Here is a 26,711-nt window from a genome sequence, read left to right on the forward strand (position 1 = left end):
ACCCTGTCGTTACGTCCGGGGGCCTGACAGCTACGCGCGTTGACTCTAGGCTGCACTCGCGCAACGACACTCGTCTCGCGCGCCCGGGCCTGTCCACAGCTGGGCGCTCTCACAGGTGCAGGGGACCCCCTACATGCTCTCCGTCAGAACTCGACGGTCGGCGCTGGCCGTCGTCGCCGCGGCCGGCCTCGTCGGCACGGTGGCCATGCCGTCCGCGGCCCAGGCCGCGACCGCCAAGCCCAAGACCGTCAACCTCCAGTTGCTGGCCATCAACGACCTGCACGGCAACCTGGAGCCCCCGGCCGGTTCGTCCGGGACCATCCGCGAGATCGACCCGGCCACCGGCCAGCCGGTCAGCACCCCGGCCGGCGGCGTCGAGTACCTCGCCACCGCGCTGCGCCAGGCCCGCATCCCCGCCGACGACTCGATCACCGTCGCCGCCGGCGACCTGGTCGGCGCCTCGCCGCTGACCTCGGCGCTCTTCCACGACGAGCCCACCATCGAGGCGCTGGACAAGCTCGGCCTGGACGTCTCCTCGGTCGGCAACCACGAGTTCGACGAGGGCTCCGCCGAGCTGCTGCGCCTGCAGAACGGCGGCTGCCACCCGACCGACGGCTGCTACGAGGAGGGGCGCAAGTTCGCGGGCGCCAACTTCAACTACCTGTCGGCCAACGTCACCAGCGAGAAGACCGGCAAGCCGGTGCTGGCCCCGTACTGGGTGACCAAGTCCCAGGGTGTCAAGATCGGCTTCATCGGCGTCACCCTGGAGGGCACGCCGAACATCGTCACCGCCGAGGGCGTCAAGGGCCTGAAGTTCGCGGGCGAGGTCGACACGATCAACAAGTACGCCGCCGAGCTGAAGGCCAAGGGCGTCAACTCGATCGTCGCGCTGATCCACGAGGGCGGCCTGCCGGCCAGCAGCACCTACAACTACGACTGCGGCGCGGCCGGCCAGGGCATCTCCGGCCCGATCGTCGACATCGCCAAGAAGATCGACCCGGCGGTCGGCGCCATCGTCACCGGCCACACCCACAACGCGTACGCCTGCACCATCCCGGACCCGCAGGGCGTGCCGCGCTCGGTGACCAGCGCCGCCTCCTTCGGCCGGCTGTACACCGAGATCGACCTGAAGCTCGACAAGGCCAGCGGCACCATCGTGCGCCCGTCGGTCAAGGCCGAGAACCACATCGTGCGCCGCACGGTCGAGAAGGCCCCCGACCTGACCCAGCTGATCGACCACTACTCGAAGCTGGCCGCGCCGATCGCCAACCGCCCGATCGGCTACATCGCCTCGGACATCAACGGCCGTGGCAACAGCGACCTGGAGAAGCCGCTCGGCGACGTCATCGCCGACGCCCAGCAGGTCGGCCTCGCGCCCGCCGACAAGGGCGGCGCGCAGGTCGCCTTCATGAACCCCGGCGGCATCCGCGCCGACCTCGTCTACAAGGCGAGCGGCGCCGAGGGCGACGGCGTGGTGACCTACGGCGAGGCGTTCACCGTCCAGCCGTTCACCAACATGATGCAGGTCAAGACGCTGACCGGGGCCCAGCTGATCCAGCTGTTGCAGCAGCAGGTCAGCGGCTCCAACGAGGCCTCGCCGAAGATCCTCCAGCCGTCCAAGTCGCTCAGCTACACGCTGGACATGCGCAACAAGGGTGCGGACCGGATCGTCGTCGACTCGATCCGCCTCAACGGCGCGCCGGTCGACCCGGCCGCCAAGTACCGGGTCGCGGCCAATGAGTTCCTGGCCGGCGGCGGCGACGGCTTCCCGGCCTTCGCGGCCGGTACCGACAAGCTCGTCGGTGCCTCCGACCTGGACGTCTTCGCCGCCTACCTGGGCGCCAACAGCTCGGCCGCCGCGCCGCTGAAGGCCCCGGCGCAGGACCGGATCAAGATCATCACCGCGGGCAGCACCACCGGCTGAGCCGAGGGTCGCCGGCCGTGAGCCGACCAGGGGCGGGGCGCTGTCGGGGCGTCCCGCCCCTTTCGGCTATGCGGGGGCGGGGCCGCCGGGCAGGCGGACGGTGGCGAGGGTGCCCGGGCCGCCGTCCCGGGCCGGGCCGAGCGACACCTCGCCGCCGGCCTCCCGGACGCTCTGCGCCACGATCGACAGCCCGAGGCCCGAGCCCGGGAGCTGGCGCGAGGAGGGGGAGCGCCAGAAGCGGTCGAAGACGTACGGGAGCTCGTCCGGGGGGATGCCGGGACCGTGGTCGCGGACGGTCAGCACGCCCGCGTCGAGCCGGACCTCGACGGTGCCGCCGGGCGGGCTGTACTTCACCGCGTTGTCCAGCAGGTTGATCACCGCGCGCTCCAGGGCGGCCGCGTCGGCGTGCACGTACCAGGGCGCGGTGGCCGTCTCGAAGACCAGCCCCGGACCGCGCAGCTTGGCGCGCTCCACGGCCCGTTCGGCGAGCTCGTGCAGGGCGACCACGGCGAGCGTGCGGACCGGTTTGGGGGAGTCCGGGCGGGACAGCTGGAGCAGGTCGCCGATCAGGACGGTGAGCTCCTGCATCTGGGCCTTCATGTTGCCGAGCAGCTTGGTGCGGGTGGCGGGCGGGAGCGGACGGCCGGTGTCGTCGCTGCGGATCAGCAGGTCGACGTTGGTGCGCAGGGAGGTGAGCGGGGTGCGCAGCTCGTGCCCGGCGTCGGCGATCAGGCGGGTCTGCCGCTCGCGGGAGTTGGCGAGGGCGGTGCTCATGGAGTTGAAGGACGTGGAGAGCCGGGCGATCTCGTCCTCGCCCTGCACGGGGATGGTGGTGCCGACCTCCTCGGTGCGGGCGATGTGCTCGACGGCGTCGGTCAGTTGGTCGACGGGCTTGAGCGCGGAGCGGGCGACGAGCCGGCCGGCGACACCGGCGAGGATGATGCCGCCGAGGGCGACGCCGCCGAGGATGAAGGCGAGCTGGTTCAGGGACTCCTCGACGCCCTTGGTCGGGGTGGCGACCATGACCAGCGTGGGCTGGCCGGTGAAGGCCAGCGGACTCCAGCCGATGCGGATCATGGCGGGTTTGCCGTCGGTGTAGTGCCCGTTGCGGATGAGGAACTCGTTGGGCTTGAGGTTCAGCGCCCGGAGATCGCCGGGTTCGGTGACCATGGCCTTGGTGGCCAACTGGGGCAGGCAGACGATCGGGGTCTGGTCGACGATGACGACGTACTGGGTGTCACGGGGGGCCGCGACGGCATTGGGCGGCAGTTGAGGAGAGGCCGGGACGTTCTTCAGGGCCCCCTGCGGGGTGGTGGCGCAGGCATCCAGGTTGAGGCGGGGCGGCGGACCCTGCACGCTCTCCAGGTCGCTGCGCACCACCCCGTACATCCGCTCCTCCACGATGAACCAGCACGCCAGCGCCGATAGCGCGATCGCCACCGCCACCGCCGCCGCCGTGAGGAAGGTGAGGCGGGTGCGCAGCGAGCGGGCGCGGTACCAGGTGGTGACGCGGCCGCGGCGCGGGATGCGGGGCGGGGCGAGCGGGGGCGGCGGGACGGTGGGGCTCACGCGGTGGTGCCGGCGGCGGGGCGGAGCGCGTAGCCGACTCCGCGGACGGTCTGGATGAGCCGGGGCAGGCCGCCCTGCTCGGTCTTGCGGCGCAGGTACATCACGTACACGTCCAGCGAGTTGGACGAGGGCTCGAAGTCGAAGCCCCAGACCGCCTTGAGGATCTGCTCGCGGGTGAGCACCTGGCGGGGGTGGGCGAGGAACATCTCCAGCAGCATGAACTCGGTGCGGGTCAGTTCGACCGGGCGGCCGGCCCGGGTGACCTCGCGGGTGGCGGTGTTCATCCGCAGGTCCGCGAAGGCGAGGACGTCGGTCTCCTCCTCGACGGCGGCCGCCCGGGCGGCGGCCTCGGTGGCGAGCGCGTTGCGCCGCAGCAGGGCGCGCACCCGGGCGAGCAGCTCGTCGAGTTCGAAGGGCTTGGCGAGGTAGTCGTCGGCGCCGACGTCGAGGCCGGTGACCCGGTCGCCGACGGCGTCCCGGGCGGTGAGCATCAGCACCGGGACGGTGTCGCCGCGCGAGCGCATCCGGCGGACGGCGGTGAGGCCGTCCATCCTGGGCATCATGATGTCGAGCAGGACGAGGTCCGGCCGTTCGCGTTCGACGGACTCCAGTGCCTCGTAGCCGTCGGTGGCGGTGGCGACCTCGTAGCCCTCGAAGGCGAGGCTGCTCTCCAGGGCGTCCCGGAGCGCGGGTTCGTCGTCGACCACGAGGAGCCGGGCGCTGGTCTGGTGCCCGGGCTCGGCGGGGGTGCGGTCGTCGGCGGACGGGGTCATCGGCGGTTGCCCTTTCTGGTGGCGGGAGGGCCTGCTCGGGTCAATTGTCGGACGTGCTCAGATGTTCTGGCCGGACTGCAGCTTCGGCAGCACCTGCTTGATGTCGTCGATCGGGATGGCGAAGCCGAGGCCGACGCTGCCGGCTCCGCTGCCGCCGGCCGTGGCGCTGGACCCGCTCGGCGAGTACATGGCCGAGTTGACGGCGATGACCTGCCCGCCCGCGTTGATGAGCGGGCCGCCGGAGTTGCCGGGGTTGAGCGCGGCGTCGGTCTGGAAGGCCTGGTAGGTGGCGGTCTCGCCGCCGCTCTGCGGGGCGGTGCCGCGCAGTCCGGGCAGGTTGGGGAGGCCGAAGCCGCCGTTGCCGCCGGTGGTGCCCTCGTCGAGCTGGACGGTGACCTCGCGGTGCTCGGCGCTGATGATGCCGGAGGTGACGGTGCCGGTGAGGCCCTCGGGGTTGCCGATGGCGACGACGGGGTCGCCGACCGCGACGGCGGAGGAGTCGCCGAGGACGGCGGGGGTGAGCTTCTTGGCGCCGTTGGCGGTGATCACGGCGGCGTCCAGGCCCTTGTCGGTGCCGGTGAGCGTGGCCCGGGCGGTGGAGCCGTCGTGGAAGGTGACGGTGATCTGGCCGCCGCCGGCCGCGCCGGAGACCACGTGGTAGTTGGTGAGGATCTGCCCGTTCGCCGTGAGCACCACGCCGGTGCCGGTGGCGGTGCCGTTCGCGGTCTTCACGGTGATCTGGACGACGCTGGGGGAGACGGCGGCCGCGACGGCGGCGACGTCGGCGCTGCCGTCGGAGCGGGCGGCGACGGGGCTGGCGATGGTGCCGGTGCGGGCGGTGGAGTCGTGGTCCCGGGCGGCGACGAGGCCGCCGGTGACCCCGCCGAGGACGGCGGCGATCGCGGCGACGGCGGTGACCAGGGCGAGCCGGCCGCGCAGCAGGCCGCGCCGGGCGCGGTGGCCGGGGCCGCCGGGGGTGGGCGCCGTGCCCGCCTCGGGCGGGAACGGCGGGGCCGGGGGAGGGGGCGGGGTGCCGGCGGCGGGGTGGGCGGCGGTGCCGAACCCGGTGCCGTCGTACCCGGTGCCGTCGTACCCGGGGTGGTCCTGCGCGGTGCGGTCCTGCGTGGTGCTGTCGAGGACGGTGCCCGGGATGATCCGGGGCTGCGGGTACCCGTACGGGCCGTCGTACTGCTCGCCGTCGGTGCGGGGCTGCCACTGCTGGTGATCGCTCATGGCGACCAACGTCCGCCCGGGGGATGAGAATCCGATGAGAGTCCGCTCAGAACGCCCCGAGAAGCCCGTTGACTTCTCATAAAGCCTGGTCAGGCTAGGAGTCGGCGCCGTCCGGCGAGCAGCCGCAGGAACGCCGTACGACCAGGCGCGACGGGAAGGTGCGGACCCGTTCGGTGTCCGAGCCGGGCACCATCAGCGAGTCGTCCAGCACCAGGTCCACCGCCGCCCGGGCCATCGCGTCGCGGTCGGAGGCGACGGTGGTCAGCGGCGGGTCGGCGAGCGCGGCCTCCGGCACGTCGTCGAACCCGGCCACCGCGAGGTCCTCCGGCACCCGCAGGCCCAGCTCGCGGGCGGCCCGCAGCACGCCGATGGCCTGGTCGTCGGTGGAGCAGAAGATCGCCGGCGGGCGGTTCTCGGAGCGCAGCAGGTCGAGCGCGACGTCGAAGGCGCCGTACCGGTGGAACGGCGCGTCGATCAGGTGCGGCTCGGTGGGCAGGCCGTGGGCGTCCATCGCGCGCTGCCAGCCCTCGACGTGGTCGATGACCGGGTCGCCGGGCGCGGGGGACTCCACCGGGCCGCCGAAGCAGGCCACGTACGGGTGCCCGTGCACCTCCAGCAGGTGGCGGACGACCGTCTCGGCGCCGGCCACGTCGTCGGTGACCACGGCGACGTCGTCGATCGCCTCGGGGCGGCGGTGCAGCAGCACCACCTTGGCGCCCTCCATGGCGGCGAACTCCTCGGCGGCCCGCTGCGAGGGGCCCTGGCTGACCAGGATCAGGCCGGAGACCCGCATGCCGAGGAAGGCGCGGACGTAGTGGACCTCGCGGTCGTCGACGTAGTCGGAGTTGCCGATCAGCACGAGCTTGCCGCGTTCGGAGGCGGCCCGTTCGACGGCGTGCGCCATCTCGGCGAAGAACGGCTGGCGGGCGTCCGGGACGACCATGCCGATCAGGTTGGTGCGGCGGGAGGCCATCGCCTGCGCGACGCTGTTCGGCCGGTAGCCGAGCTGCTCGATCGCGGCGAGCACCTTCTCCCGGGTGGCGGGCGCGACCGGGCGCGGTCCGTTGTTGATCACGTAGCTGACGACCGCGGTCGAGGTACCAGCCAGTCGGGCTACGTCGTCGCGCGTCACTTTGGCCACGGGGGGGAGTCTACGCGTGTGGCATGTGGCCGGGCAGTGGGGGACCCGCGTCGGGCGGGCGTGGCGCGCGGAGCGCCCCGGACGGGTCGGGACGAACCAGGACAGGCCGGGCGGGACGGCGCGGGGCGGCCCCGTCCGGCCGGCCGGTCAGGCCTCCAGGGCGGCCGGGGAGCGCCGGGCCGGCGGATCGTTCCGCTCGGCCCGCTCCCCCTTGTCCCCCTTGTCGGGGACGACGAAGCGGTAGCCGACGTTGCGCACGGTGCCGATCAGGCCCTCGTGCTCGACGCCGAGCTTGGCGCGCAGCCGCCGGACGTGCACGTCGACCGTCCGGGTGCCGCCGAAGTAGTCGTAGCCCCAGACCTCCTGCAGCAGCTGCGCCCGGGTGAAGACCCGGCCGGGGTGCTGGGCGAGGTACTTGAGCAGCTCGAACTCCTTGAAGGTGAGGTCGAGCACCCGGCCCTTGATCCTGGCCGAGTAGGTGGCCTCGTCGACCGAGAGGTCGCCGTTGCGGATCTCCATCGGGCTGTCGTCGGTGGACACCTGGAGCCGGCCGAGGGCGAGCCGCAGCCGGGCCTCGACCTCGGCGGGGCCGGCGGTGTCGAGCAGGACGTCGTCGATGCCCCATTCGGCGGTGACGGCGGCCAGGCCGCCCTCGGTGACCACCAGGATCAGCGGGCAGCCGATGCCGGTGGAGCGCAGCAGCTGGCAGAGGCTGCGGATCTGCGGCAGGTCACGCCTGCCGTCCACCAGGATGACGTCGGCGCTGGGCGTGTCGACCAGGGCGGCGCCCTCGGCGGGGGCCACCCGGACGTTGTGCAGCAGCAGGCCGAGCGCGGGCAGGACCTCCGCGGAGGGCTGCAGCGCGTTGGTGAGGAGGAGCAGAGAACTCATACCCGGTAGTCCCCTTTCCGGGTCGTCGCGGTCGCGGTCCGGCCGCCGCCACGGCCGGATGGCGCAGGTGCTGATGAGGGGGAGGAGACGGAGGCCAGGGGGGACGCGGGGGATCCGGCGGCGCGCGCGGCCGGACGGCGTACGCCCAGGGGGTCCTGTGATCCCCGGTGCACCGTTTCTGCCCTGCTCATCCGCGAACCTTCCGGTCCTGGCCCGTCCCGGGCGGCGGCCCGGAGCCGGGGTTGTCCGACGCCCCGGCCTCGTCCCGGCACCTCGTTGTGCCGTGTGTGGCGGGGCGGTCCCTGCGGCACGCCGGGGGTGGGCCGACGATTCGCACGGACGTCCGTACTGGCGTCCTGAAAGCACAAAAGGATCCGGGGGCGACTCTGCCCGGATCCCTCACGGATCGAGGATAGCCGACCGGCCCACCGCGCCGGGAGGGCTCGAATCCGGCGGTTCGGCCTTTTCGGGCGCGCCCCGGGTGAGCCCGGCCACAGCTTCGCGACGGCGCCGCCGGGCGCCGGGCCAGGGCGATTGCCGCTCGCGCGGGCGAACACGACATCATGGGGGACACATCGGCGGCACCGCGCGCGTACACCTTTCGGGCGAGGCGCGGGCGCCCCGGTGGTGGACCCGGCCGGGACACCCGGGCCCGGGCGAGGACGACGAGAAGGGGTTGCCATGGGCGCGACCACCGGGCACGACCCGGCGGCCGCCGTTCGGGTGAGCGGGACGATCCGCTACTGGGCGGCGGCGAAGTCGGAGGCCGGGCTGGCCGAGGAGCCGTACCTGGCGGCGACCCTGGCCGAGGCGCTGGCGCGGGCCGAGGAGCGGCACGCGGACCGGCCGAAGCTGGTCCGGCTGTTCGGTCACTGCTCCTACCTGGTGGACGGCTCGCCGGTGGGCGGCCGTGACCGCGCGACCGTGGCGCTCACCGAGGGCGGGACGATCGAGGTCCTCCCCCCGTTCGCGGGCGGGTGAGCGGCGTGACCGGAACGAACGGAACCCCCGAGGGGCAGCCCCAGCAGGCCCAGCCCCAGCAGCCGCAGCCGCCGTACCAGCCGCAGTACCCGTACGGGCAGCCGCAGCCGCAGCCGCAACCGCCGTACCAGCCGCAGCAGCCGCCGCAGGGCTACCAGCCCGGGCAGCCGCCGTATCCGTACGCCCCGCAGCAGGCGTACGCGCCGGATCCCTATGCGCAGCAGGGGCACGCGGCGCAGCCGTACGCCCCCGGCGCGGGACAGGCGCCGTACGGCGGGCAGGTGTACGGGCAGCCGCCGTACGGAGCCGGTCCGGGTATGGACGACGCCGCGACGGCGCTGCTGCCGCCGGTGCCGCCGCTGGAGGACGCCGCGGCGACCACGTTGCTGCCGCCGGTGCCGCCGCTGGACGACGCTCCCACCGCGCTGCTCCCGCCCGTGTCGGCGGCGGGCCCGATGCCGTCGGCCCCGGCCCCGGCCCCGGCGCAGGCTCCGGATTCGGTCCAGGGGCCGGCGCGGCCCTACACCGAGCCGCGGCGCGGCCGGTCGCACCGTCGGGCGGAGCCCCCGGCGCCCGCGCCGTCGCCCGCACTCACGCAGGCGCAGGCCCCGGCCCAGGCCTACCCGCCGGTCCAGTCCCCGGACCACGGACAGGGTCTGGACCAGCCGACCATGACGCTCAAGCGCCCGGAGCCCCCGGCCCCCGTGCTGACCGACCCGGCCGCGGCCCGCGCCGCGCGGGCCGCCCGGGCGGCGCAGAACGCCCACGCCGCGCCCGCCGGTCCGGCCGCGCCGTTCCCCGGCCCGGCGCCGTCCCTGGGCACGCCTCCGTTCCCGCCCGCGACCCCCGTGGCCCCCGTAGCCCAGCCGTCCCCGGTCCAGGCGGCGGCTCCGGCCGCGCCCGCGCGGACCGGTTCGCCGATCCACGACCCGGGCCTCCAGCCGGCCCTGATCACCGCCGGCGCCGCCGCCCTGCTGGCCGGCGGCGCGGCGCTCGGCCAGGTGCCGCTCGCCCTGGTGCTCGTCCTGCTCCAGGGCCTGACGGCGGCCGGCTGGTTCCGGCTGAACGGCATGTGGCCGGCCCGCCAGGGCATCGCGCTGGCCGCGCTGTCCGGCGTGGTGGCCGACGTCTCGGTGCTGCTGGCCGACGCGGACGGCGGCACGGCCGCGGTGGTGGGCACGCTCGGCGGGTTCTTCCTGCTGGTCCTGGTACTGCAGACGTTCCGGCCGGCCGATCCGAAGGAGCGGTTCTACGCGCTCACCGTGCTCGGCTCCGCCACCGTGGTGACGGTGCTCTGCACCGCGCTGCTGCTGGCGGACTGGGTGCCGGCGGCGGTCGGCGCGGTCGCGCTGGCGACCCTGCTGGCGGCCGCGCCGCTGCCCGGACCGCGCTGGCTGGGCCCGCTGCTGGGCCTGGCCGCGGCGGTCGGTCTGGGCTTCGCGGTCGGCGCACCGCCGTTCCTGGGTGTGGCGGCCGGTCTCGGCGCGCTGATCGGACGCCGGGTGGCCGCGTACGACTTCCCGTCCAGGTTCGTGCACATGACGGCGGGCGTGGCCCTGCCGCTGGCGGTGTCCGCACCGCTGGTCTGGATCGCCACCGCGCTGCTCGGCTGACCGCCGCGACGTCCCGTCCCGGAACCATGCTCCGGGGCGGGACGTCGTACGGTCGTGCGGGAACGGCCCGATCCGCACGGCCGGCCACGATGAGAACCACGAACCACGAACCACGAACCACGGCGACGAACGACAGCGACGGACGACAGCGACCGGCGACGACGGGGGAGAGCGATGCGCGGCTGGCTGAAGGCGACGATCGGCATGGTGGTGCTCTCCGGCGTGCTGGTGGGCGCCGACCGGATCGCCGTCGGCGTCGCCGAGGACGAGGCGGCCGACCAGATCCTGAAGAGCGGCCGGATGAGCCAGAAGCCGGACGTCTCGATCGAGGGCTTCCCGTTCCTCACCCAGGTCGTCGCGAAGAAGCTGGACGACGTGCGGATTTCCTCGGACGCGCTGACCGTCGGCGAGGGCAAGGACAAGGTGTCCCTGCACGCGTTCCGGGCCGAGCTCTCCGGCGTCGAGGTGAGCGGCAACATGAGCAGCGCCACCGTGGACAGCGGGGCCGGCTCCGCGCTGATCACCTACGCGGACCTGTCCGGTCTGCTGCCGCCGGCCTCGGAGCTGGTGCCGAACGCGGGCCGGCTCTCCCTGGGCGGCGGCACCCGGCTGAGCCTTTCCTACGGCGGTCCGGGCAAGATCAAGGCCTCGCTGGGGCCGTTCCCGATCGGCGACGCCGCGGTGCACAGCAAGGGCGACACCGTGACGGTGGACGGGTTCAAGCTGAGTTCGATGGCCTCGCTGCTGGCCGGGGTGTCCGACCAGTCCCTCGCCCCGATCAGCTTCACCCTCTCCACGCTGCCCGCCGGGCTGAACCTGTCCTCGGTCACGCCGCAGGAGGACGGCCTCCGGCTGGGCTTCGAGGGCAAGGGCATCAAGCTCATCGGCTGACCCGAACACCTCCCCACCAACCGTTCCGTCGTTCCGCTCCGCGAGACGCGCTGTCCAGCGCCGGCCGCGGAGCGGTGCCGTTCCCGCCTTCCGGCCCCCCTCAGAGCGCCCACGGCCCGCGCCCCGGCCGGTTCCCGACGCCCATGAAATGGTCAAATCCCGAGATGTGAGCCATCCGGTCTCATCATCCGATACGCTGGTGACAGCGGGCGCCGGGTGTCCCTAGCATCGTTCGCATGAAGCGACAGACGGACCTCACCAAGCGGCGGGCGGTAGACCTGTGCCGCGTGGCCGCCTGTCTGTGTCGAATGCGTTAACTCGGCGTCCAGGCAGGGCAGTTGCCCCCGCCGCCGATTTCTTCCGGTGATCGCAGCCGGCCCTTTTGGCCGGGCGTCCCCGCCGTACTCCGCCACGCACCGCCCGGTCGCGCCGCACACCGGCTCCCGTCCCATCATTCGGACAGGAATTCGGACCGATGGCCGACGGGCGACCCGCACCACCGCTGAGCAGCAGCACCCCGAAGCAGCGAGCACCTTCCGCCAACCGCCCCCGGATGGAGAACATCACCATGAGCCGCAGCGACGTCCTGGTCGACGCCGACTGGGTCCAGGCCCACCTGGACGACCCGAAGGTCGTGATCGTCGAGGTCGACGAGGACACCTCCGCGTACGACAAGAACCACATCCGCAACGCGGTCCGGATCGACTGGAAGGACGACCTCCAGGACCCGGTCCGCCGCGACTTCATCGACCAGGCCGGCTTCGAGGCGCTGCTCAGCGCCAAGGGCATCGCCAACGACGACACCGTCGTCCTCTACGGCGGCAACAACAACTGGTTCGCCTCCTACGCCTACTGGTACTTCAAGCTGTACGGCCACGGTGACGTCCGCCTGCTCGACGGCGGCCGCAAGAAGTGGGAGCTGGACTCCCGCGACCTGGTCGCCGAGGTGCCGCAGCGCGCCGCGACCGAGTACACGGCGCAGGCCGCCGACTCCTCGATCCGCGCCTTCCGCGACGACGTGATCGCCGCCATCGGCAACCTCAACCTGGTCGACGTCCGCTCGCCCGACGAGTTCTCCGGCAAGCTGCTCGCCCCGGCCCACCTCCCGCAGGAGCAGTCGCAGCGCCCGGGCCACGTGCCGACCGCGCGCAACATCCCGTGGGCCAAGAACGCCAACGACGACGGCACCTTCAAGAGCGACGACGAGCTCAAGGCCCTGTACGAGGCCGAGGGCGTCGACCTGGCGACGGACACCATCGCCTACTGCCGCATCGGCGAGCGCTCCGCGCTCACCTGGTTCGTCCTGCACGAGCTGCTCGGCCAGGAGAACGTGAAGAACTACGACGGCTCGTGGACCGAGTACGGCAGCCTCGTCGGCGTGCCGATCGAGCTCGGCAACTGAGCCACCGGCTCCACCCGTAAGGCAGAAGGGAAACAAGACAATGTGCGGTGCGAAGGCCGGCGGCCCGGACCTGGCAGGAGTTGACGTGGCGAACGAGACGATCATCCAGGGTTCGGTGACCCGCGACGGTGAGCCGGTCAACGGCTACGTCCGACTGCTCGACGAGAACAACGAGTTCACGGCCGAGGTGCCCACCTCGGCGACCGGCCAGTTCCGGTTCTTCGCCCGCCCGGGCAAGTGGACCCTGCGCGCGCTCATCCCGGGCCAGACCGTGGACCGCCAGGTGGTCGCCTCCCAGGGCAACCTGACCGAGGTCGCCATCGCCGTCTGACCGGCGACGCCGGAACAGCGGAACAGCGGAACAGCAGTACCGGGGGCCCCTGCCGAGCGGGGGCCCTCGGGCATACCGTGGAAGTGTGCAGTCCCGTCGGCGGCGCCGCTACTACTACGTCATGATGACCGTCTGCCTGGGCCTCTTCGTGCTGGCCTGGGGGGCGGTGCGGTTCGTCTCCGTGCCGGCGGCCGTGGCCCTGTGCGTGGTCGCGATGGTCATCCCGCCGGCGGCGGCGGTGTTCGCCAACCGGCGCGACCCCGAGGACGACTGGTGGGACGACCCGCGCTGGGAGGACCCGAAGTGGGACGATCCCGGCCACGACCGGGACCGCCCCGACCACGAGGACCGCCCTCAGCGGCCGTAGCGGCCGGCGCCTAGTAGACGAGCGCCTGCACGCCGTCGGCCATGATCTCGCTGACGAAGACCTGCGCGCCCGCGATCCGGGCACCCTCGACGAGGTCCTTCTCCTCGATCCCGCGCCGTGCCGCGCACTGGGTGCACAGCGTGAGCGTGCCACCGGCCAGCACCGACTCCAGCAGGTCCGGCAGCGGCGCCGCGTGCGGCAGCTCGAACTCCGCCGCCCGCCCGGGCAGGGCGAACCAGGACGACTCCCCGGTCAGCCAGAGCGACACCTCGACGCCGCTGGCGACGGCGACCGCCGCCACCGTGAACGCCTGCGAGCACCGCTCGGGGGCGTCGGCCCCTGCGGTGACCTTGATGACGAGCTTCTTCGAAGACATGCCGACACCCTAGATCGCCGACGTGGTGGGGCTCACCGAGACCCTCCCCCACCCGCCGGATAGAGTGAGCGGCAGCAAAATCCACCACACTGTCGCCGCAATGGGAGCCACCCGTGTCCGGTCTGGAAATCTTCTTCGACGGTCTGCTGGCCCTCATGGCCGTGCTGATCACCTGGTTCGCCATCTTCTCGGTGATGAAGCTCTACCAGGGCCAGCGCTGACCCCGCTGCCGTACGGTTGAAGTACTCCCGCACCGACGACAGCGACCAGGAACATGATCGAGATCCCCTCTGACCTCCACAAGGACGTCGTCCCGCTCGCCTTCCTCCTCGGCACCTGGGAGGGCGCGGGCGTCTACGCCCCTCTGCCGGGTGAAGGGGGCCCGGGCACCGAGAAGTGCAACTTCGGCCAGGAGATCGTCATCCGCCACGACGGACGGCCCTTCCTGGAGTTCCGCTCCCGCACCTGGGTGCTGAACAGCGAGGGCGAGAAGGTCCGTCCGCTGGAGAACGAGCACGCCTTCTGGCGCATCACCAGCAACCAGCACGGCACCAGCGGCGCCCGCGGGGTCGAGATCTCGTCCGTCCGTGACGACGGCACGGTGGAGATCTGGTACGGCGAGCTGGCCGACGGCAAGCCGCAGATCGACGTCTCCACCGACGCGGTGGCCCGGATCGAGGGCTCGCCGGAGTACTCGGGCGGCAAGCGGCTCTACGGCTTCGTCAACGAGGAGCTGCTCTGGGTGGGCGAGAAGGCCGCCCCGAACGTCCCGCTGCGCCCGTACATGTCGGCCCAGCTGCGGAAGGTGCTCTCGCCGGCCCAGCTGATCAAGGACATCAACGACCTGCCGGACGACGGCATCGCCTTCTTCAAGTAGTCCTTCGAGCAGGTACGGCCGCCCGCAGGGGCGCGCACGGGTAGGGACCGGCCTCCGGCCGGTCCCTACACTTGGTTCAGGACCCCCGACGTTTGGCAGGGACAGGACCGTGGCGGACACCGGCACCACCGACTGGCAGCTCTCCGGCGACTGGAAGGCCGACCTGCGCGAGCGCGGGTACCGGCTCACCCCGCAGCGCCAGCTCGTGCTGGAGGCGGTCGACGCGCTCGACCACGCCACCCCGGACGACATCCTCTGCCACGTCCGGCAGACCGCCAGCGGCGTCAACATCTCCACCGTCTACCGGACCCTGGAGCTGCTGGAGGAGCTGGGCCTGGTCTCGCACGCCCACCTCGGCCACGGCGCCCCGACCTACCACCTGGCCGGCCGCCACCACCATCTGCACCTGGTCTGCCGGGACTGCGAGAAGGTCACCGAGACCGGCACCGAGATCGCCCAGCCGCTGATCGACAGCCTCCGCGCCCAGCACGGCTTCGACACGGACCTCAAGCATTTCGCCATCTTCGGCCGCTGCGCCGACTGCGCCGCCGGGCCCGTCGCGGAGCGGTCGTAAGCTAGCCGGTATGACCGGTCTGAAGAGTCCGCTGCTTGCGCTGTCCGGAGCCGTCCCCGCCGAGGGAACCGACGAGGGCGTCGCCGCCCACTACGGCGACCTCTTCCGTGAACAACGGAACCTCTCCCGGGGCACCGGCTTCGTGGACCTCTCGCACCGCGGCGTGATCACCGTGACCGGCGCGGACCGGCTGAGCTGGCTCCACCTGCTGGTCACCCAGCACGTCAGCGCGCTGCCGCCGCAGCAGGCCACCGAGGCGCTGGTGCTCTCGCCCAACGGGCACGTCGAGCACGCGCTCTACCTGGTCGACGACGGCACCACCCTCTGGGCGCACGTCGAGCCGGGCACCCAGCAGGCGCTGGTCGGCTACCTGGAGAGCATGAAGTTCCTCTACCGGGTCGAGGTGACCGACGCGACCGCCGACTACGCGGTGGTCCACCTGCCGGCCGGCTCCACCGCCTCCGCCGAGGGTGCGGCGGCCGTCCGCGAACTGCCCTACGGGCGGGACCTCTTCCTGCCCCGCGCCCGGCTGGCGGAGCTGACCGCGGGCTACGGTCCGGCGGCGGGCGTCTGGGCGTACGAGGCGCTGCGGATCGAGGGCCACCGGCCGCGGCTCGGCTTCGAGACCGACCACCGGACCATCCCGCACGAGGTGGACTGGCTGAGCACCGCCGTCCACCTGCAGAAGGGCTGCTACCGGGGCCAGGAGACGGTGGCCCGGGTGCACAACCTGGGTCGGCCCCCGCGCCGGCTGGTCTTCCTGCACCTGGACGGCACCGAGGAGGTGCTGCCCCCGCACGGGACGCAGGTGCGGCTCGCCTCCGACCCGGAGGGGCGGGCGCTCGGCATCGTCACCTCCTCGGCGCGCCACCACGAGCTGGGGCCGATCGCGCTGGCGGTCGTGAAGCGCAACGTCCCGGTGGACGCGGTGCTGCTGGCCGGCACGGTGCCGGGGACGCAGGACGTGATCGTCCCGCAGTAGGACGAAGGCACCGTCAGACTTCGACGAGGACGGTGAACGGGCCGTCGTTCACCAGGGCGACCTTCATGTCGGCGCCGAAGCGGCCGGTCTCGACCTTGGCGCCGAGCGCGCGCAGCCGGGCGACCACCTCGTCCACCAGCGGCTCGGCGACCGGACCGGGCGCGGCGGCGTTCCAGGTGGGGCGGCGGCCCTTTCGGGCGTCGCCGTAGAGCGTGAACTGGCTGATCACCAGCAGCGGCGCCCCGATGTCGGAGCAGGACTGCTCCACGCCCTCGTCGTCGGCCGGCAGCAGGCGCAGCGTCCAGAGCTTGCGGGCCAGCTGGGCCGCCTTGGCGGGGGTGTCGTCATGGGTGACGCCGACCAGGACGCAGAGTCCGGGTTCCTCGATCGCGCCGACGGTCTCCCCGGCCACCGTCACCCTGGCCTCGGTCACTCGCTGCACCACTGCTCGCATGCCGCCATTCTGCCGGAGCCGTCAGGGCCGGAGCCGTCTGGGGCGTGAGCAGGCCCCGTGGGCGCTCGAAGGCCTGGCGCACGCCGGGTTGCGTGCGCCTGCGTGCGCCATGGCAGCGTTCTCCCGGCGAAAAGCTTCGGTCGTATCAGCCACCCCTCTTCGCCAGGGGGCCGTTCGGGTGCACGGGCAGTGCGGCGGCGCCGGGCGGGGTGGCACGCTGGGGGACCGTACGAGGGCGTGTCCGCCGCTCCGCCGCACCAGGGCGGGGAGCCGGCCGCGCCCGAGGTCCGGGGCGCCGAGGTCCGCCGCGCCGGGCCCGGTTCGGCCGGGCGGCCGAGCCGGTAGGTCAGGCGTTCTGGTCGTGTCGCCCCGCCGGGTGGCCACGGCCGGGGGCGGGAACCTTCGCGGTCGTCCGGGCGTGCCTCCGGACGGGAACGCGCCGGCGGCGCGCGCGGCGGTTGGCGGGCCGGACCGGCGGCAGGCGACGGGGCGCCGCGAGCGGGTGGGATCGGGACGACGGCAGGTGGTTGGTTGATGGACGCGATCAGCACGGCGCAGGACCGCTACGGGCGGCTGCCCGAGGGGCCCGGGGCCGGCCCCGAGCCGGACCTCGGACGCCTGGGCCTGGACCAGCTGCGGACCCTGCGCCGGGAGACCCTGGACCAGGAGGCCGACCTCTCCTACCTGCGGCGGCTGCTGCACGGCCGGATGGACATCCTGCTGGCCGAACTGGACCGCCGGCCCGGAGCCGGCGGTACGGCCCGGACCACGGACCCGGCGGAGTCGGCCGGCGCCCTGCTGGAGCGGTTGCCGGCGATCCTGACCGACGCCCCGTCCACCGTCCGCCGCTCGGCCCGGCACGTCACGCTGGGGCCGCCGCGCGGGCAGCAGTCCCAGCTGGAGGCGGACGCGCTGATGGGCGACGTCCAGCTGGCCGACCTGGCCGCGCACCCGGCCGAGGAGCTGCTGGCGGCGCTGGAGCGGCTGCGGGCGCACGAGCGGGAGGTGTCCGGGCGACGGCAGCGGCTGCTGCGGACGGCGGACGGCTGCAACGCCGAAATCACCCGCAGGTACCGTGATGGGGAAGCACGGGTCGACGACCTGCTCGCAGGCGGTCCGCTCTGACAGGTGCGGGGGGCGCCGGGGGTGGGGGACGGGCCCGGCTCGCCCCCGGTTCACCCTCACCTCCGGAAGGCTTTCGCCATGTCCAGTTCCGTCTCCCTGCCCGTGCTCGCCGAAGTCGTCCGCTCGGGTTTCACCGAGGGCCGGCACCGGGGTTCGCTGGTGCTGCTGGCCGCTGACGGCTCCGTCGAGTTCGCGCTGGGCGAGCCGGACGCGCCGGTCTTCCCGCGCTCCTGCGCCAAGCCCTTCCAGGCCGTGGCCACGCTGCGGGCCGGGCTCGCGATCGAGGGGGAGCTGCTGGCGCTGGCGGCTTCCAGCCACTCCGCCGAATCGTTTCACCTCGACGGCGTGCGGCGGATCCTCGCCGGTGCCGGACTGGACGAGTCCGCCCTGCGCACCCCGGCCGACCTCCCGCTCGACGACCTGGAGGCCGAGCTGCACCTGCGCTGGGGCGGTGACCGCGAGCCGATCCTGATGGACTGCTCCGGCAAGCACGCCGGCTGGCTCGCCGCCTGCGCGGCCAACGGCTGGCCCACCGACAGCTACCTCGACCCGGAGCACCCGATCCAGCGACTGGCCCGCGAGGCCCTGGAGGAGGCCGTCGGCGAGCCGGCCGCGCACGCCGGGGTGGACGGCTGCGGCGCGCCGCTGCTGGCCGTCGGCCTGACCGCCCTGGCCCGCGGCTACCGCGCCCTGCTGCTGGCCGAGCCCGGCACCCCGCAGCGCCGGGTCGCCGACGCGATGCGCGCGCACCCCGAGTACGTGGCCGGCACCCGCCGGGCCGACACCCGGCTGATGCGGGCGGTGCCCGGCGCGCTCGCCAAGATGGGCGCGGAGGCCGTCCAGGTGGTGGCGCTGCCGGACGGCCGGGCGCTCGCCTTCAAGATCGAGGACGGCGCCGAGCGCGCCCGCGGCCCCGTCCTGGCCGCCGCCCTGCGCCGCCTCGGGGTGACCACCGGCGATTCCACGCTGGAGCGGATCGCCGCGGCCCCGCTGTTCGGCGGCGGCCTCCCGGTCGGTGAGGTGCGCGCGGCGTTCTAGCCAGGCCCTGTCTCCAGCGCGGACCGCTCTCCGCGTGCGGAGCGACGGCCCCCGGTGCACGGTGGACCGGGGGCCGTCGCACAGCTGAGGAGTCCGCCATGAGCGAGCACGTGTACCGGGTGACCGAGATCGTCGGGTCCTCGACGGAGAGCGTCGACGCCGCGATCCGCAACGGCATCGAGCGTGCCTCCCGGACGCTGCGCCACCTCGACTGGTTCGAGGTCTCGCAGGTCCGCGGCCACCTCGCCGAGGGGCGGATCAAGCACTACCAGGTGTGCATGAAGGTCGGCTTCCGGCTGGACGAGGAGGGAGCCTAGGAGCAGCCTGGGCGCGCTCCGGCAGCACCAGCGGCACCCCCGTGCGCGGGTGCGGCAGGACCTCGACCGGGTGCCCGTACACCTCGCTGAGCAGCGGTGCGCGCAGCACCTCGGCCACCGGCCCGTCGGCGACCGTCGCGCCGTCGGTCAGCAGCACCACCCGGTCGGCGTAGGCCGCCGCGAGCGACAGGTCGTGCAGGACGACGACCACGCCGTCCCCCGCGGCGGCCCGGGTGCGGGCCAGGCGCAGCACCAGTTCCTGGTGGCGCAGGTCGAGCGCGGCGGTGGGTTCGTCGAGCAGCAGCAGGGCGGTGCGCTGGGCGAGCACCCGGGCCAGCGCCACCCGGGCCCGTTCGCCGCCGGAGAGCGCGGTGAACGGCCGCCCGGCGAAGGCGGCGGACTCGGTCGCGGCCATCGCCTCGTCGACCACCCGCTCGTCCTCGGCGGCGGCCGCGGTGCCGGCCCAGGGGGCGCGGCCCATCCGGACCACCTCGTCGGCGGGGAACGGGAAGGACAGCGCGGCCGCCTGCGGCAGCAGCGCGCGGCGGCGGGCGAGGTCGGCGGGCCGGAAGCCGGCCAGCGGGCGGCCGTCCAGCCGGACCTCGCCGGCGGTCGGCGTGAGGTCGCCGGCCAGCACCGAGAGCAGGGTGGACTTGCCGGCGCCGTTCGGTCCGAGCAGGGCGACCACCTCGCCGGCGGTGACCCGGACGTCGGCCCCGGTCAGCAGCTCGCGTCCGCCGACGGTCAGCCGGACGGCCTCGGCGGTGAGCAGTTCGGTGCCCGGGGCGGGCCGTGCGGGTACCTCGGGTCGGTTGCGCAGGGCGCCGATCCTCATGCCCAGCCTCCCTGCTTGGTCCTGGTGCGGCGCAGCAGCCAGAAGAAGAACGGGCTGCCGATCAGCGCGGTGAGCACGCCGAGCGGGAGTTCGGCCGGTTCGGCCAGGGTGCGCGCGGCGAGGTCGGCGGCGACCAGCACGAGGGCGCCGCCGAGCGCGGAGGCGGGCAGCAGGAAGCGGTGGCCGGGGCCGGCGACCATCCGCAGCAGGTGCGGGACGACCAGGCCGACGAAGCCGATGATGCCGCTGACCGCGACGGCGGCGGCGGTGAGCAGGGCGACCACGGTGATCAGCACCAGCCGCATCCGCTCGACGTCCACGCCGAGGTGCCGGGCGGGCCGTTCGCCGAGCGCCAGCAGGTCCAGCGAGCGCGCGTAGCGGGGCGCGACGGCGAGGCCGACCAGGGCGAACGGGAGGACGGCGAGCACCTTGCCCCAGGTGGCCTGGGAGAGCGAGCCGAGCTGCCAGAAGGTGACCTGGCTGATCGCCGCGGAGTCGGCGGTGAACAGGAACAGGCCGATCAGGGCGCCGCAGAAGGCGTTCACCGCGACGCCGGTGAGGATCAGTGTGACGACCTCGGTGCGGCCGCCGGAGCGGGACATCGCGTAGACCGCGAAGACGGTCAGCAGGCCGGTGGCGAAGGCGGAGGCGGTCACCGTCCAGGTGCCGAGGGCGTCCAGGCCGAGCACGATGCAGCCGACCGCGCCGACCGCGCCGCCGGAGGAGACGCCGATGACGGCCGGTTCGGCGAGCGGGTTGCCGAAGACGCCCTGCATCAGCGCGCCCGCGCAGCCGAGCGAGCCGCCGACCAGCAGGGCGAGCACCACCCGGGGGAGGCGGACGTTCCAGAGCACCGACTCGGGGACGCGGTCGAGGGCGTGGCCGCCGAGGCCGAGCCGGTGGCCGAAGGAGGCGAGGATGTCGCCGAGCGGGATGCGGTAGGCGCCGGTGCCGGCCGCGAGCAGGGCGAACAGCACCAGGGCGACGGCGAGGCCGGTGGTGAGCAGGGCGGTGCGGCTGGTGCGCCTGGCCACGGGAACGCTCTTGCCGGTGAGCGTGGCGGTCATCGGGCGGCCTTCGGGTAGAGCTGTTCGGCGATCTCGCGGATCACCTGCGGGGTGCGCGGCCCGTAGCTGAGCAGCTGGCCGTCCTCGACGGAGACGATCCGGCGGTCGAGCCCGGCCGGGGTCTGGGCGACGCCGGGCAGCTTGAGCAGGCCGTCGACGCCGCCGACGGAGTCGAGCCCCTTGCTCATCACCAGGATCGCGTCGGGGGCGGCCTTGACCAGGGCCTCGCTGGTGAGCGGGGTGAAGTCGCCGCTGAGCCCGGCGGCGGTGCCGGCGTCCTCGCCGCCGACCGCCTCGATCAGCGAGCCGGCGCCGGAGGCGGGGCCGCCGAGCAGGTAGACGGAGGCGCTGCCGCGCAGGTAGAGGAAGGCGACCTTGGGACGGCGCTGTCCGACGGCGGGCAGGTCGGCCTTCGCCTCGGTGATCCGCTGCTCGGTGCGCTCCTTCAACTGCCGCCCGGCGTCGGGGACCCCGAGGGCGGCGGCGACGGTGTCGATGCGCGGGCCGACGTCCTCCAGCCGCTTGGCGTCGTCCAGGACGAGCAGCGGCACGCCGGCCGCGCGGATCTGCGCGACGGCCTCGGCCGGGCCGGTGGAGCGGTCGGCGAGGACGACGGTCGGGTGCAGGGAGAGCACGCCCTCGGCGGAGACCTCGTGGGCCTGGGTGATCACGGGCAGGGCGGTGGCCTGCTCGAAGGTGGTGGAGACGTCCCGGGCGACGACCTTGGGGCCGAGGCCGAGGCTGAAGACGATCTCGGCCAGGCTGCCGTTGAGCGGGATGATCCGCTCGGCGCTGGTGACGGTGGTGGTCCGGCCGTCGGCGGAGGCCGCGGTGGCGGGCAGCTGCGGGGTGGGCGTATCGGGCAGCGGCTCGACGGTGTCCGGGGCCTGTGTGCCGGTGCCGGTCGCCTCGCCCGTGCTGGTGGAGAAGCCGCAGGCCGTCAGGGCGAACAGCGGACCGAGGAGGAGCAGCAGGATCGCGGGGCCGCGGGCGGCCCGATGTCGGGTGGTACTGCTGCTCAACGTCGTTCCCTTCGTCGGGAGTTGTCGCCGCCGGTGGGTGGGGTGCGGGGGTGCCCGGCGGGGCTCTTGACTCATATATTAGGTTAGCCTTACCTAAACCTTGCAAGGGGGTCGGTGATGCGCCGACCCCGCTTCCCCTGTCGCGCCGAGGAGTGATCCGCGTGCCTCTGCCCCATCGGCTCCGCCGCCTGACCGCCGGCCTGGTGGCCGCGTTGGCGGCCCTGTTGACGGTCGCCCTGCTGCCCGGGCAGGCGGTCGCGGCCGAGGGGCGGGTGTCCGGCGGGCGGCTCGACTGGGGGATCAAGCAGTCCTTCCTGACGTACGTCACCGGGCCTATCGCCCAGGGGAGTTGGGGGCTCACCGGCGGCGCGGCCACGGTCTCCGGCAGCGGCTTCCGGTTCCACTCCGCCACTGGCACGTACGACCCGGCGAGCGGCGCGCTGAGCGCCGCGTTCTCCGGCGGGGTCCGGTTCACCGGGCACCAGGAGAGCGGCGCCAACGCGCTCGACCTGAGCATCGGACGGCTCACCTTCCGGGCCGCCCCGGGCGGTTCGGCCGGGCTGTACGCGGACGTCAGCAGCAAGTCCCGGGAGACCGGGCAGGTCAGCAACGCGAGCCAGGCCAAGCTGGCGGACCTCTCGCTGGCCGGCGTCGACCTGCGCGGCGCGGCCGGGACCCTGACGCTCAGCAACGTCCCGGCGACGCTGACCGACGCGGGGGCCAAGGCCTTCAGCGGGTTCTACACCGCCGGGACGGCGCTCGACCCGGTCAACCTGTCGGTCAACCTCCCGGCGGCGCAGCCGGCCTCGTCCGCGCCCACGACTCCGGCTGCGCCGACCGCTGTGCCCAGCGCTGCCGCGACCGCTTCGCCGAGTTCCGCGCCGTCCTCGTCCGCCCCGGTGGCTCCGACCGGTGCCCCGACCCCGGCCGACACCCCGGTCGCCACCCCGGCCCCGACCACCGCGCCCGCCACCGCTCCGGCCGCCGTCGCCACCGAGTTCGGCAACGGCGCGCTCGACTGGGGCGTGCGCCGCACCTTCCGCGACTACGTCACCGGCGGTATCGCCCAGGGCCGTTGGGAGCCCACCGGCGGCGCGGCGGACGGCGGCGCGTTCTTCCGCTGGACGCCCGCCAAGGGCAGCTACGACCCGGCGAGCGGCGCGCTGAGCGCCGCCTTCACCGGCAGCGTCCGCTTCACCGGCCTGAAGAGCGGCGACGCCTACGGCCTGGACCTCACCGTGGCCAACCCGGGCGTCACCGTCGCGGACGGCAAGGGCGTGCTGCGCGCCGATGTCTCCGGTCGCACACCGGAGGGCGCCGCCCAGCAGCTCACCGGCGTCGAGCTGGCGACCTTCGACCCGGCCGGGCTCACCTCCGAGGGCGGGCTGCTCAAGGCCGTCGAACTCCCGCTCACGCTCACCGAGCCGGGCGGCAAGGCGTTCGGCGGGCTGTACCCGGCGGGCACCGTGATGGACCCGTTGAGCTTCGCCGTCGCCCTCGACCCGGCCGCCGCCCTCCCGCCGCTGCCGGACATCGGCAGCGCCCCGGTCGTCGCGCCGAGCCCGTCCGTCACGCCGGTCGCCGCCACCGCCGACGCCGGGGGCTCGGGCGGTGTGCCGACGGCGGCCGTGGTGGCCGGCGGTCTGCTCGCCGTCGCGCTGGCCGCGGCCGGTGGCCTGTTCCTCTTCCGTCGCCGCCGCAGCGCCTGACCCCCCTCCCCACCTCCTTCCCCCGTTCATCGATCGGAGTTCCCCCCATGTCCCGCAACCGCACCCGGCTGGCCGCCCTGGCCGCCGTCACCGCCGGCCTCGGCCTGACCGCGTTCGGAGCCCCGGCCCTGGCCTTCGGCGCCGGCGCGCCGAGCAGCGTCACGTACGACACCGGCGCGCTGAACTGGGGCGTGAAGGCCAGCTTCCGCAACTACATCGAGAGCCCGGCCTCCCAGGGCGGCGCGATCAAGCTGACCGACGGCGCGACCCGCAACGCCGACGGCACCTTCCACTTCGGCCTGGTGAGCGCCAAGTACGACCTCACCACCCACGCGCTCAGCTCCTCCTTCACCGGCGGCGTGCACTTCACGGCCCACCACGGGGCGCTGGACGTGGCACTCAGCGACCTGAAGATCACCACGTCGGGGACGGCCGGCACGCTCACCGCCGACACCGCCTCCAAGGAGTCGATGGGCGCGGCGGAGGTCACCAAGCGGGACGACGTGCCGCTGGTGACGTTCACCGTCGGCCAGGACACCACGACGGGCGTGCCGGCGGCGGCGAAGCTGACGGAGGAGGGCGCGAAGGCGTTCGCGGGCTTCTACCAGGCCGGGGCGGACATGGACCCGCTGGCGCTGCTGCTCCAGCAGAGCCCGGCCACCCCGTCCCCGACGGCGACGCCGACGGCCACGGCTACCGCCACGCCTACCGCTACTCCGACGGCGACGGCGACGGCGACGGCTACGCCGACCCCGACCGCCGAGCCGTCCACCACGGCCACCGCCTCCCCGTCGGCCACCGCGACCGCCGAGCCCACGGCCACGGCCACCGCCACCGCCACCGCTTCGCCGTCCGCCACGCAGTCCCCGACGGCCACCTCCTCGCCGTCCGCGACCTCGTCCCCGTCCGCCACCGGTACCCCGTCCACCGCGCCGAGCGCCAACGGTGAACTCGCCGTCGTCAACGGCACGCTGGACTGGTCGGTCAAGGAGAGCTTCCGCAAGTACCTGCAGAGCCCCGTGGCCAACGGCAAGGTCGAGTTCGGCGGTGGCGCGGCCGACTACCGCTTCGGCGGGGCGAACGGCAGCTACAACACCAAGAGCCACACCCTGTCGGCGGGCTTCGCCGGCTCGGTGCGCTTCCTCGGCCACCCGGCCGCCGGCGGCGGGTACCAGCTCGACACCGCGCTGTCGAAGCTCGGCCTGAGCATCTCCAAGGACGGCGCCTACCTGACGGCCGACGTCAACGCCAAGTCCCTGGACGGGAAGACGACCTCGCTGTCCGGGGCCCGGATCGCCAAGCTGGACGTGTCGAAGGCGAACCTCACCCCGGTGAACGGTGTCGTCACGCTGAATGCGGTTCCGGCCACCCTGACCGCCGAGGGTGTCCCGGCCTTCGTCAACTACAAGGAGGGCGACGCCCTCGACCCGGTCACCGTTTCGCTGGCCTTCGACAAGAACGCCCAGCTGCCCACCACCCAGCCGAGCAGCGGAGGTGCGGCGGGCGGCACCACCACCGGTACGACCGGCTCCACCGGCACCGGCACCGGATCCGGGACCGTCGGCGGCGCCTCCCTGACCACCACCGGCGGCGCGACGATCGGCGGCACCGGCGTGCTGGCCTCCACCGGCTCCTCCACCCCGGTGGCCCCGCTGCTGGCCACCGCCGGCGGCCTGCTGCTGCTCGGCGGCGGCGCCACCGCCCTGGCCCGCCACCGCAAGTCCGCCGGCGCCTAATGCGGGCTGCGGAGTAGGAAGTCGGCGGATCCGACTTCCTACTCCGGCACGCTGAACAACGTCATCCGGTGGCCCTCGCTCGATCAGAGCGAGGGCCACTGTGGTTGCGCAGGAAGTAGGCGGGCCCGACTTCCTGCGCGACCGGAAGGCGGGGGCTACGCGTGGTGGTCGAGTTCGCCGGTTTTGATGGCACCGAGAAGATCGGTGAAGGCGGCTGGGGTGGTGCGGACTATGACGTCACCGTCGTCGGACTCTCGGAGTTCGACCAGGCCAACGGCCCCCGAGCGGACCTCGACGCAGTTGGAGTCATCTCCGCTGAAACTGGACTTCTGCCAATCGGGCCGTGACATGTGCGTCTTCCTTAGAGGGTGTAGCGGAGATGTTGAATCAGTCCCCACGAGTCATGCTCGACACGAGATCGTAGAGGGCGAGACGCGTCCAATGCCGGGAGCGCAAAGGACTTGAGTCGCTCGAACTTCGACTGATAGACGTCGATCTCGGCCTGCTCACTCAAGTACGAGGTACCGCCAGGGTGCTCCGTCAGCACTGTGTCCAAATCGCGGTGCGGGCCGTGCACGATCATGAAGGGCGTACCCGTGGAGACGTAGTCGGTGCAGCGGAAGGGCAGGACCTGGATCGTAACGTGCGGGAGTTCGCTGACCTCAACCAAGTGGTCCAGCTGGTCTCGCATGGCATTCGGGCCGCCGAATCGGGTATGCAGGGCGGCTTCATGGATCACTGCGTGGAAGGGAACGGCTCCGCCCTGGTCTATGACCTGCTGGCGGCTGCGACGGAATTCCACCTTTTTCTCATCGCCACTGAGGATGACCTCGCTGTAGCGCGGGACCTGAAGTAGTCCGGGGATCAGCAGCGTTTCATAGCTGGAGAGAGCTGTCGCGGTCGACTCGGCCTCGGCCAGATCGAGGGCTGAGGCGTTGACAAAGCCTTTGAAGGCACTCCACCAGCCCTTCCCGTTGCTGAGCCCCATCCTGTGCAGAGCCGCGGCATAGGTCTCATCCGTGTGGCCATAGGCATCCAGCAGAACGGTCAACCGATCCGGATCCAGCCCCGTGCGGCCGGCCTCGATGTGGCTGAGTTGCGGGCCTCCCATGCCGACGAGTGCGCCGGCATCTTTGACTGCCAGCCCGGCGCCCTCGCGGAGGCGCCTCAGTTCAGCACCGAAGCGCCGCTGCCTCTCACTGATGTGGGTCCTGAGTGCCAAGGGGTGTCCTTCCGTGTCGGAGCAGTCTCCCGCTGTAAGGGCTCGGGATGCCACTCGCGCGGGTGAGGCCTCTCGCCCCTACCGGCTCATCTTCCCGGATCGTGTTGCACGCGTGGAACCTAATGACCTAACGTCAGTGTTGCGTCGATCACATGGCGGATCGTCAGTAATGCCAATTTCCAGGGCAGTAGGCGCATGCTGCCCATTGCGCACCGCAGAGCAGCCAGGTCCGGGCTGGCCTCGTTCACGGCGACGCATCCG

Annotated in this window: 28 protein-coding genes; 16 read left to right on the forward strand and 12 right to left on the reverse strand. The window is 73.3% G+C overall.

Translation table 11 applies throughout. The features are described from left to right. The first annotated feature begins 133 nt into the window (after positions 1 to 133). On the forward strand, positions 134 to 1,924 hold the full coding sequence (locus ACFU9E_RS03455; protein WP_380681988.1) for a bifunctional metallophosphatase/5'-nucleotidase: 1,791 nt from the start codon (positions 134 to 136) through the stop codon (positions 1,922 to 1,924). Positions 1,925 to 1,990: 66 nt separating this feature from the next. Here ACFU9E_RS03455 and ACFU9E_RS03460 read toward each other — a convergent pair whose 3' ends face one another. The 5 genes from ACFU9E_RS03460 to ACFU9E_RS03480 all read right to left on the reverse strand — a co-directional run bounded on the left by ACFU9E_RS03460 (position 1,991) and on the right by ACFU9E_RS03480 (position 7,531). After that, on the reverse strand, positions 1,991 to 3,493 hold the full coding sequence (locus ACFU9E_RS03460) for a sensor histidine kinase (protein WP_380681987.1): 1,503 nt from the start codon (positions 3,491 to 3,493) through the stop codon (positions 1,991 to 1,993). Beyond that, positions 3,490 to 4,266: a response regulator transcription factor gene (locus tag ACFU9E_RS03465; RefSeq protein ID WP_380681986.1), complete on the reverse strand. Its 777-nt coding sequence runs from the start codon at positions 4,264 to 4,266 to the stop codon at positions 3,490 to 3,492. Before ACFU9E_RS03465 ends, ACFU9E_RS03460 begins: the two co-directional genes overlap by 4 nt. 57 nt (positions 4,267 to 4,323) lie before the next feature. Further along, positions 4,324 to 5,499, reverse strand: a complete 1,176-nt coding sequence (locus tag ACFU9E_RS03470) for a S1C family serine protease (protein ID WP_380681985.1) — start codon at positions 5,497 to 5,499, stop codon at positions 4,324 to 4,326. A 94-nt stretch (positions 5,500 to 5,593) separates the two neighbouring features. Then, positions 5,594 to 6,640, reverse strand: coding sequence for a LacI family DNA-binding transcriptional regulator (locus ACFU9E_RS03475; protein WP_380681984.1), 1,047 nt, complete (start codon positions 6,638 to 6,640; stop codon positions 5,594 to 5,596). 147 nt (positions 6,641 to 6,787) lie between these two features. After that, positions 6,788 to 7,531 (reverse strand): response regulator transcription factor, encoded by a 744-nt coding sequence (locus tag ACFU9E_RS03480; RefSeq protein ID WP_380681983.1) that lies wholly within the window; start codon positions 7,529 to 7,531, stop codon positions 6,788 to 6,790. Between the two features lie 681 nt (positions 7,532 to 8,212). On the opposite strand from ACFU9E_RS03480, the gene ACFU9E_RS03485 reads away from it, so the two are divergent. The 7 genes from ACFU9E_RS03485 to ACFU9E_RS03515 all read left to right on the forward strand — a co-directional run bounded on the left by ACFU9E_RS03485 (position 8,213) and on the right by ACFU9E_RS03515 (position 13,116). Further along, positions 8,213 to 8,512 carry a MoaD/ThiS family protein gene (locus tag ACFU9E_RS03485; RefSeq protein ID WP_380681982.1) on the forward strand — a complete coding sequence of 100 codons (300 nt, stop codon included), beginning with the start codon at positions 8,213 to 8,215 and terminating at the stop codon, positions 8,510 to 8,512. Positions 8,513 to 8,517: 5 nt separating this feature from the next. Beyond that, positions 8,518 to 10,125, forward strand: a complete 1,608-nt coding sequence (locus ACFU9E_RS03490; protein ID WP_380681981.1) for a hypothetical protein — start codon at positions 8,518 to 8,520, stop codon at positions 10,123 to 10,125. Positions 10,126 to 10,299: 174 nt separating this feature from the next. After that, positions 10,300 to 11,016, forward strand: a complete 717-nt coding sequence (locus ACFU9E_RS03495) for a DUF2993 domain-containing protein (protein ID WP_380681980.1) — start codon at positions 10,300 to 10,302, stop codon at positions 11,014 to 11,016. Positions 11,017 to 11,252: 236 nt separating this feature from the next. Then, positions 11,253 to 11,333 carry an Ms5788A family Cys-rich leader peptide gene (locus tag ACFU9E_RS03500; protein ID WP_350517234.1) on the forward strand — a complete coding sequence of 27 codons (81 nt, stop codon included), beginning with the start codon at positions 11,253 to 11,255 and terminating at the stop codon, positions 11,331 to 11,333. A gap of 251 nt (positions 11,334 to 11,584) precedes the next feature. Beyond that, positions 11,585 to 12,418, forward strand: coding sequence for a sulfurtransferase (locus ACFU9E_RS03505; RefSeq protein ID WP_380681995.1), 834 nt, complete (start codon positions 11,585 to 11,587; stop codon positions 12,416 to 12,418). 40 nt (positions 12,419 to 12,458) lie between these two features. Next, complete coding sequence (locus ACFU9E_RS03510) at positions 12,459 to 12,749, forward strand: DUF1416 domain-containing protein (RefSeq protein ID WP_344343425.1); 291 nt, start codon at positions 12,459 to 12,461, stop codon at positions 12,747 to 12,749. An 85-nt stretch (positions 12,750 to 12,834) separates the two neighbouring features. Continuing rightward, positions 12,835 to 13,116, forward strand: a complete 282-nt coding sequence (locus ACFU9E_RS03515; protein ID WP_380681979.1) for a DUF3099 domain-containing protein — start codon at positions 12,835 to 12,837, stop codon at positions 13,114 to 13,116. A 10-nt stretch (positions 13,117 to 13,126) separates the two neighbouring features. Here the strand turns inward: ACFU9E_RS03515 and ACFU9E_RS03520 are convergent, their stop codons facing one another. Then, complete coding sequence (locus ACFU9E_RS03520; protein ID WP_380681978.1) at positions 13,127 to 13,492, reverse strand: DsrE family protein; 366 nt, start codon at positions 13,490 to 13,492, stop codon at positions 13,127 to 13,129. A gap of 274 nt (positions 13,493 to 13,766) precedes the next feature. Between ACFU9E_RS03520 and ACFU9E_RS03525 the strand changes: the two genes are divergently transcribed. From ACFU9E_RS03525 to ACFU9E_RS03535, 3 genes are all read left to right on the forward strand, one after another. Further along, positions 13,767 to 14,369 carry an FABP family protein gene (locus tag ACFU9E_RS03525; RefSeq protein WP_380681977.1) on the forward strand — a complete coding sequence of 201 codons (603 nt, stop codon included), beginning with the start codon at positions 13,767 to 13,769 and terminating at the stop codon, positions 14,367 to 14,369. 109 nt (positions 14,370 to 14,478) lie between these two features. Next, positions 14,479 to 14,943: a Fur family transcriptional regulator gene (locus ACFU9E_RS03530; RefSeq protein ID WP_380681976.1), complete on the forward strand. Its 465-nt coding sequence runs from the start codon at positions 14,479 to 14,481 to the stop codon at positions 14,941 to 14,943. 19 nt (positions 14,944 to 14,962) lie between these two features. Then, on the forward strand, positions 14,963 to 15,925 hold the full coding sequence (locus ACFU9E_RS03535; protein WP_380681994.1) for a YgfZ/GcvT domain-containing protein: 963 nt from the start codon (positions 14,963 to 14,965) through the stop codon (positions 15,923 to 15,925). 13 nt (positions 15,926 to 15,938) lie between these two features. Here the strand turns inward: ACFU9E_RS03535 and dtd are convergent, their stop codons facing one another. Then, positions 15,939 to 16,379: a D-aminoacyl-tRNA deacylase gene (gene dtd / locus ACFU9E_RS03540; protein WP_380681975.1), complete on the reverse strand. Its 441-nt coding sequence runs from the start codon at positions 16,377 to 16,379 to the stop codon at positions 15,939 to 15,941. 534 nt (positions 16,380 to 16,913) lie between these two features. Between dtd and ACFU9E_RS03545 the strand changes: the two genes are divergently transcribed. From ACFU9E_RS03545 to ACFU9E_RS03555, 3 genes are all read left to right on the forward strand, one after another. Continuing rightward, positions 16,914 to 17,504 carry an ABC transporter substrate-binding protein gene (locus ACFU9E_RS03545; protein WP_380681974.1) on the forward strand — a complete coding sequence of 197 codons (591 nt, stop codon included), beginning with the start codon at positions 16,914 to 16,916 and terminating at the stop codon, positions 17,502 to 17,504. Positions 17,505 to 17,582: 78 nt separating this feature from the next. Continuing rightward, positions 17,583 to 18,542, forward strand: a complete 960-nt coding sequence (locus ACFU9E_RS03550; RefSeq protein ID WP_380681973.1) for an asparaginase — start codon at positions 17,583 to 17,585, stop codon at positions 18,540 to 18,542. Positions 18,543 to 18,640: 98 nt separating this feature from the next. Further along, entirely contained in the window at positions 18,641 to 18,859 is a 219-nt protein-coding gene (locus tag ACFU9E_RS03555; RefSeq protein WP_380687562.1) for a dodecin, read from the forward strand. Here the strand turns inward: ACFU9E_RS03555 and ACFU9E_RS03560 are convergent. The 3 genes from ACFU9E_RS03560 to ACFU9E_RS03570 are packed head-to-tail and all read right to left on the reverse strand — an operon-like array spanning position 18,801 to position 21,858. After that, complete coding sequence (locus ACFU9E_RS03560) at positions 18,801 to 19,694, reverse strand: heme ABC transporter ATP-binding protein (protein ID WP_380687560.1); 894 nt, start codon at positions 19,692 to 19,694, stop codon at positions 18,801 to 18,803. The genes ACFU9E_RS03555 and ACFU9E_RS03560 overlap by 59 nt on opposite strands. Beyond that, the gene (locus tag ACFU9E_RS03565; RefSeq protein ID WP_380687558.1) at positions 19,691 to 20,761 is read right to left on the reverse strand and encodes a FecCD family ABC transporter permease; all 1,071 of its coding nucleotides are present in this window, start codon (positions 20,759 to 20,761) and stop codon (positions 19,691 to 19,693) included. Before ACFU9E_RS03565 ends, ACFU9E_RS03560 begins: the two co-directional genes overlap by 4 nt. Beyond that, positions 20,758 to 21,858, reverse strand: a complete 1,101-nt coding sequence (locus ACFU9E_RS03570) for a hemin ABC transporter substrate-binding protein (RefSeq protein WP_380687556.1) — start codon at positions 21,856 to 21,858, stop codon at positions 20,758 to 20,760. Before ACFU9E_RS03570 ends, ACFU9E_RS03565 begins: the two co-directional genes overlap by 4 nt. 86 nt (positions 21,859 to 21,944) lie before the next feature. Between ACFU9E_RS03570 and ACFU9E_RS03575 the strand changes: the two genes are divergently transcribed. Both ACFU9E_RS03575 and ACFU9E_RS03580 read left to right on the forward strand, forming a co-directional pair. Next, positions 21,945 to 23,492 carry an HtaA domain-containing protein gene (locus ACFU9E_RS03575; RefSeq protein WP_380687554.1) on the forward strand — a complete coding sequence of 516 codons (1,548 nt, stop codon included), beginning with the start codon at positions 21,945 to 21,947 and terminating at the stop codon, positions 23,490 to 23,492. A gap of 47 nt (positions 23,493 to 23,539) precedes the next feature. Then, positions 23,540 to 25,228 (forward strand): HtaA domain-containing protein, encoded by a 1,689-nt coding sequence (locus ACFU9E_RS03580; RefSeq protein ID WP_380687552.1) that lies wholly within the window; start codon positions 23,540 to 23,542, stop codon positions 25,226 to 25,228. A gap of 155 nt (positions 25,229 to 25,383) precedes the next feature. Here ACFU9E_RS03580 and ACFU9E_RS03585 read toward each other — a convergent pair whose 3' ends face one another. After that, a complete protein-coding gene (locus ACFU9E_RS03585) occupies positions 25,384 to 25,578 on the reverse strand; it encodes a DUF397 domain-containing protein (RefSeq protein WP_380683528.1) in 195 nt (64 codons plus the stop codon). 11 nt (positions 25,579 to 25,589) lie between these two features. After that, positions 25,590 to 26,450, reverse strand: a complete 861-nt coding sequence (locus ACFU9E_RS03590) for a helix-turn-helix domain-containing protein (RefSeq protein WP_380683529.1) — start codon at positions 26,448 to 26,450, stop codon at positions 25,590 to 25,592. Positions 26,451 to 26,711: the final 261 nt, after the last annotated feature.

Source organism: Kitasatospora sp. NPDC057595, from assembly GCF_042800875.1.
Lineage (GTDB): Bacteria > Actinomycetota > Actinomycetes > Streptomycetales > Streptomycetaceae > Kitasatospora.

Bases quoted from the DNA above. Each gene is read 5' to 3' on its own strand.
- ACFU9E_RS03455 (WP_380681988.1), top strand. From the start codon at position 134: ATGCTCTCCGTCAGAACTCGACGGTCGGCGCTGGCCGTCGTCGCCGCG.
- ACFU9E_RS03465 (WP_380681986.1), bottom strand. From the start codon at position 4,266: ATGACCCCGTCCGCCGACGACCGCACCCCCGCCGAGCCCGGGCACCAG.
- ACFU9E_RS03470 (WP_380681985.1), bottom strand. From the start codon at position 5,499: ATGAGCGATCACCAGCAGTGGCAGCCCCGCACCGACGGCGAGCAGTAC.
- ACFU9E_RS03480 (WP_380681983.1), bottom strand. From the start codon at position 7,531: ATGAGTTCTCTGCTCCTCCTCACCAACGCGCTGCAGCCCTCCGCGGAG.
- ACFU9E_RS03485 (WP_380681982.1), top strand. From the start codon at position 8,213: ATGGGCGCGACCACCGGGCACGACCCGGCGGCCGCCGTTCGGGTGAGC.
- ACFU9E_RS03495 (WP_380681980.1), top strand. From the start codon at position 10,300: ATGCGCGGCTGGCTGAAGGCGACGATCGGCATGGTGGTGCTCTCCGGC.
- ACFU9E_RS03500 (WP_350517234.1), top strand. From the start codon at position 11,253: ATGAAGCGACAGACGGACCTCACCAAGCGGCGGGCGGTAGACCTGTGC.
- ACFU9E_RS03505 (WP_380681995.1), top strand. From the start codon at position 11,585: ATGAGCCGCAGCGACGTCCTGGTCGACGCCGACTGGGTCCAGGCCCAC.
- ACFU9E_RS03510 (WP_344343425.1), top strand. From the start codon at position 12,459: ATGTGCGGTGCGAAGGCCGGCGGCCCGGACCTGGCAGGAGTTGACGTG.
- ACFU9E_RS03520 (WP_380681978.1), bottom strand. From the start codon at position 13,492: ATGTCTTCGAAGAAGCTCGTCATCAAGGTCACCGCAGGGGCCGACGCC.
- ACFU9E_RS03525 (WP_380681977.1), top strand. From the start codon at position 13,767: ATGATCGAGATCCCCTCTGACCTCCACAAGGACGTCGTCCCGCTCGCC.
- dtd (WP_380681975.1), bottom strand. From the start codon at position 16,379: ATGCGAGCAGTGGTGCAGCGAGTGACCGAGGCCAGGGTGACGGTGGCC.
- ACFU9E_RS03545 (WP_380681974.1), top strand. From the start codon at position 16,914: ATGGACGCGATCAGCACGGCGCAGGACCGCTACGGGCGGCTGCCCGAG.
- ACFU9E_RS03550 (WP_380681973.1), top strand. From the start codon at position 17,583: ATGTCCAGTTCCGTCTCCCTGCCCGTGCTCGCCGAAGTCGTCCGCTCG.
- ACFU9E_RS03555 (WP_380687562.1), top strand. From the start codon at position 18,641: ATGAGCGAGCACGTGTACCGGGTGACCGAGATCGTCGGGTCCTCGACG.
- ACFU9E_RS03560 (WP_380687560.1), bottom strand. From the start codon at position 19,694: ATGAGGATCGGCGCCCTGCGCAACCGACCCGAGGTACCCGCACGGCCC.
- ACFU9E_RS03565 (WP_380687558.1), bottom strand. From the start codon at position 20,761: ATGACCGCCACGCTCACCGGCAAGAGCGTTCCCGTGGCCAGGCGCACC.
- ACFU9E_RS03570 (WP_380687556.1), bottom strand. From the start codon at position 21,858: ATGAGTCAAGAGCCCCGCCGGGCACCCCCGCACCCCACCCACCGGCGG.
- ACFU9E_RS03580 (WP_380687552.1), top strand. From the start codon at position 23,540: ATGTCCCGCAACCGCACCCGGCTGGCCGCCCTGGCCGCCGTCACCGCC.
- ACFU9E_RS03585 (WP_380683528.1), bottom strand. From the start codon at position 25,578: ATGTCACGGCCCGATTGGCAGAAGTCCAGTTTCAGCGGAGATGACTCC.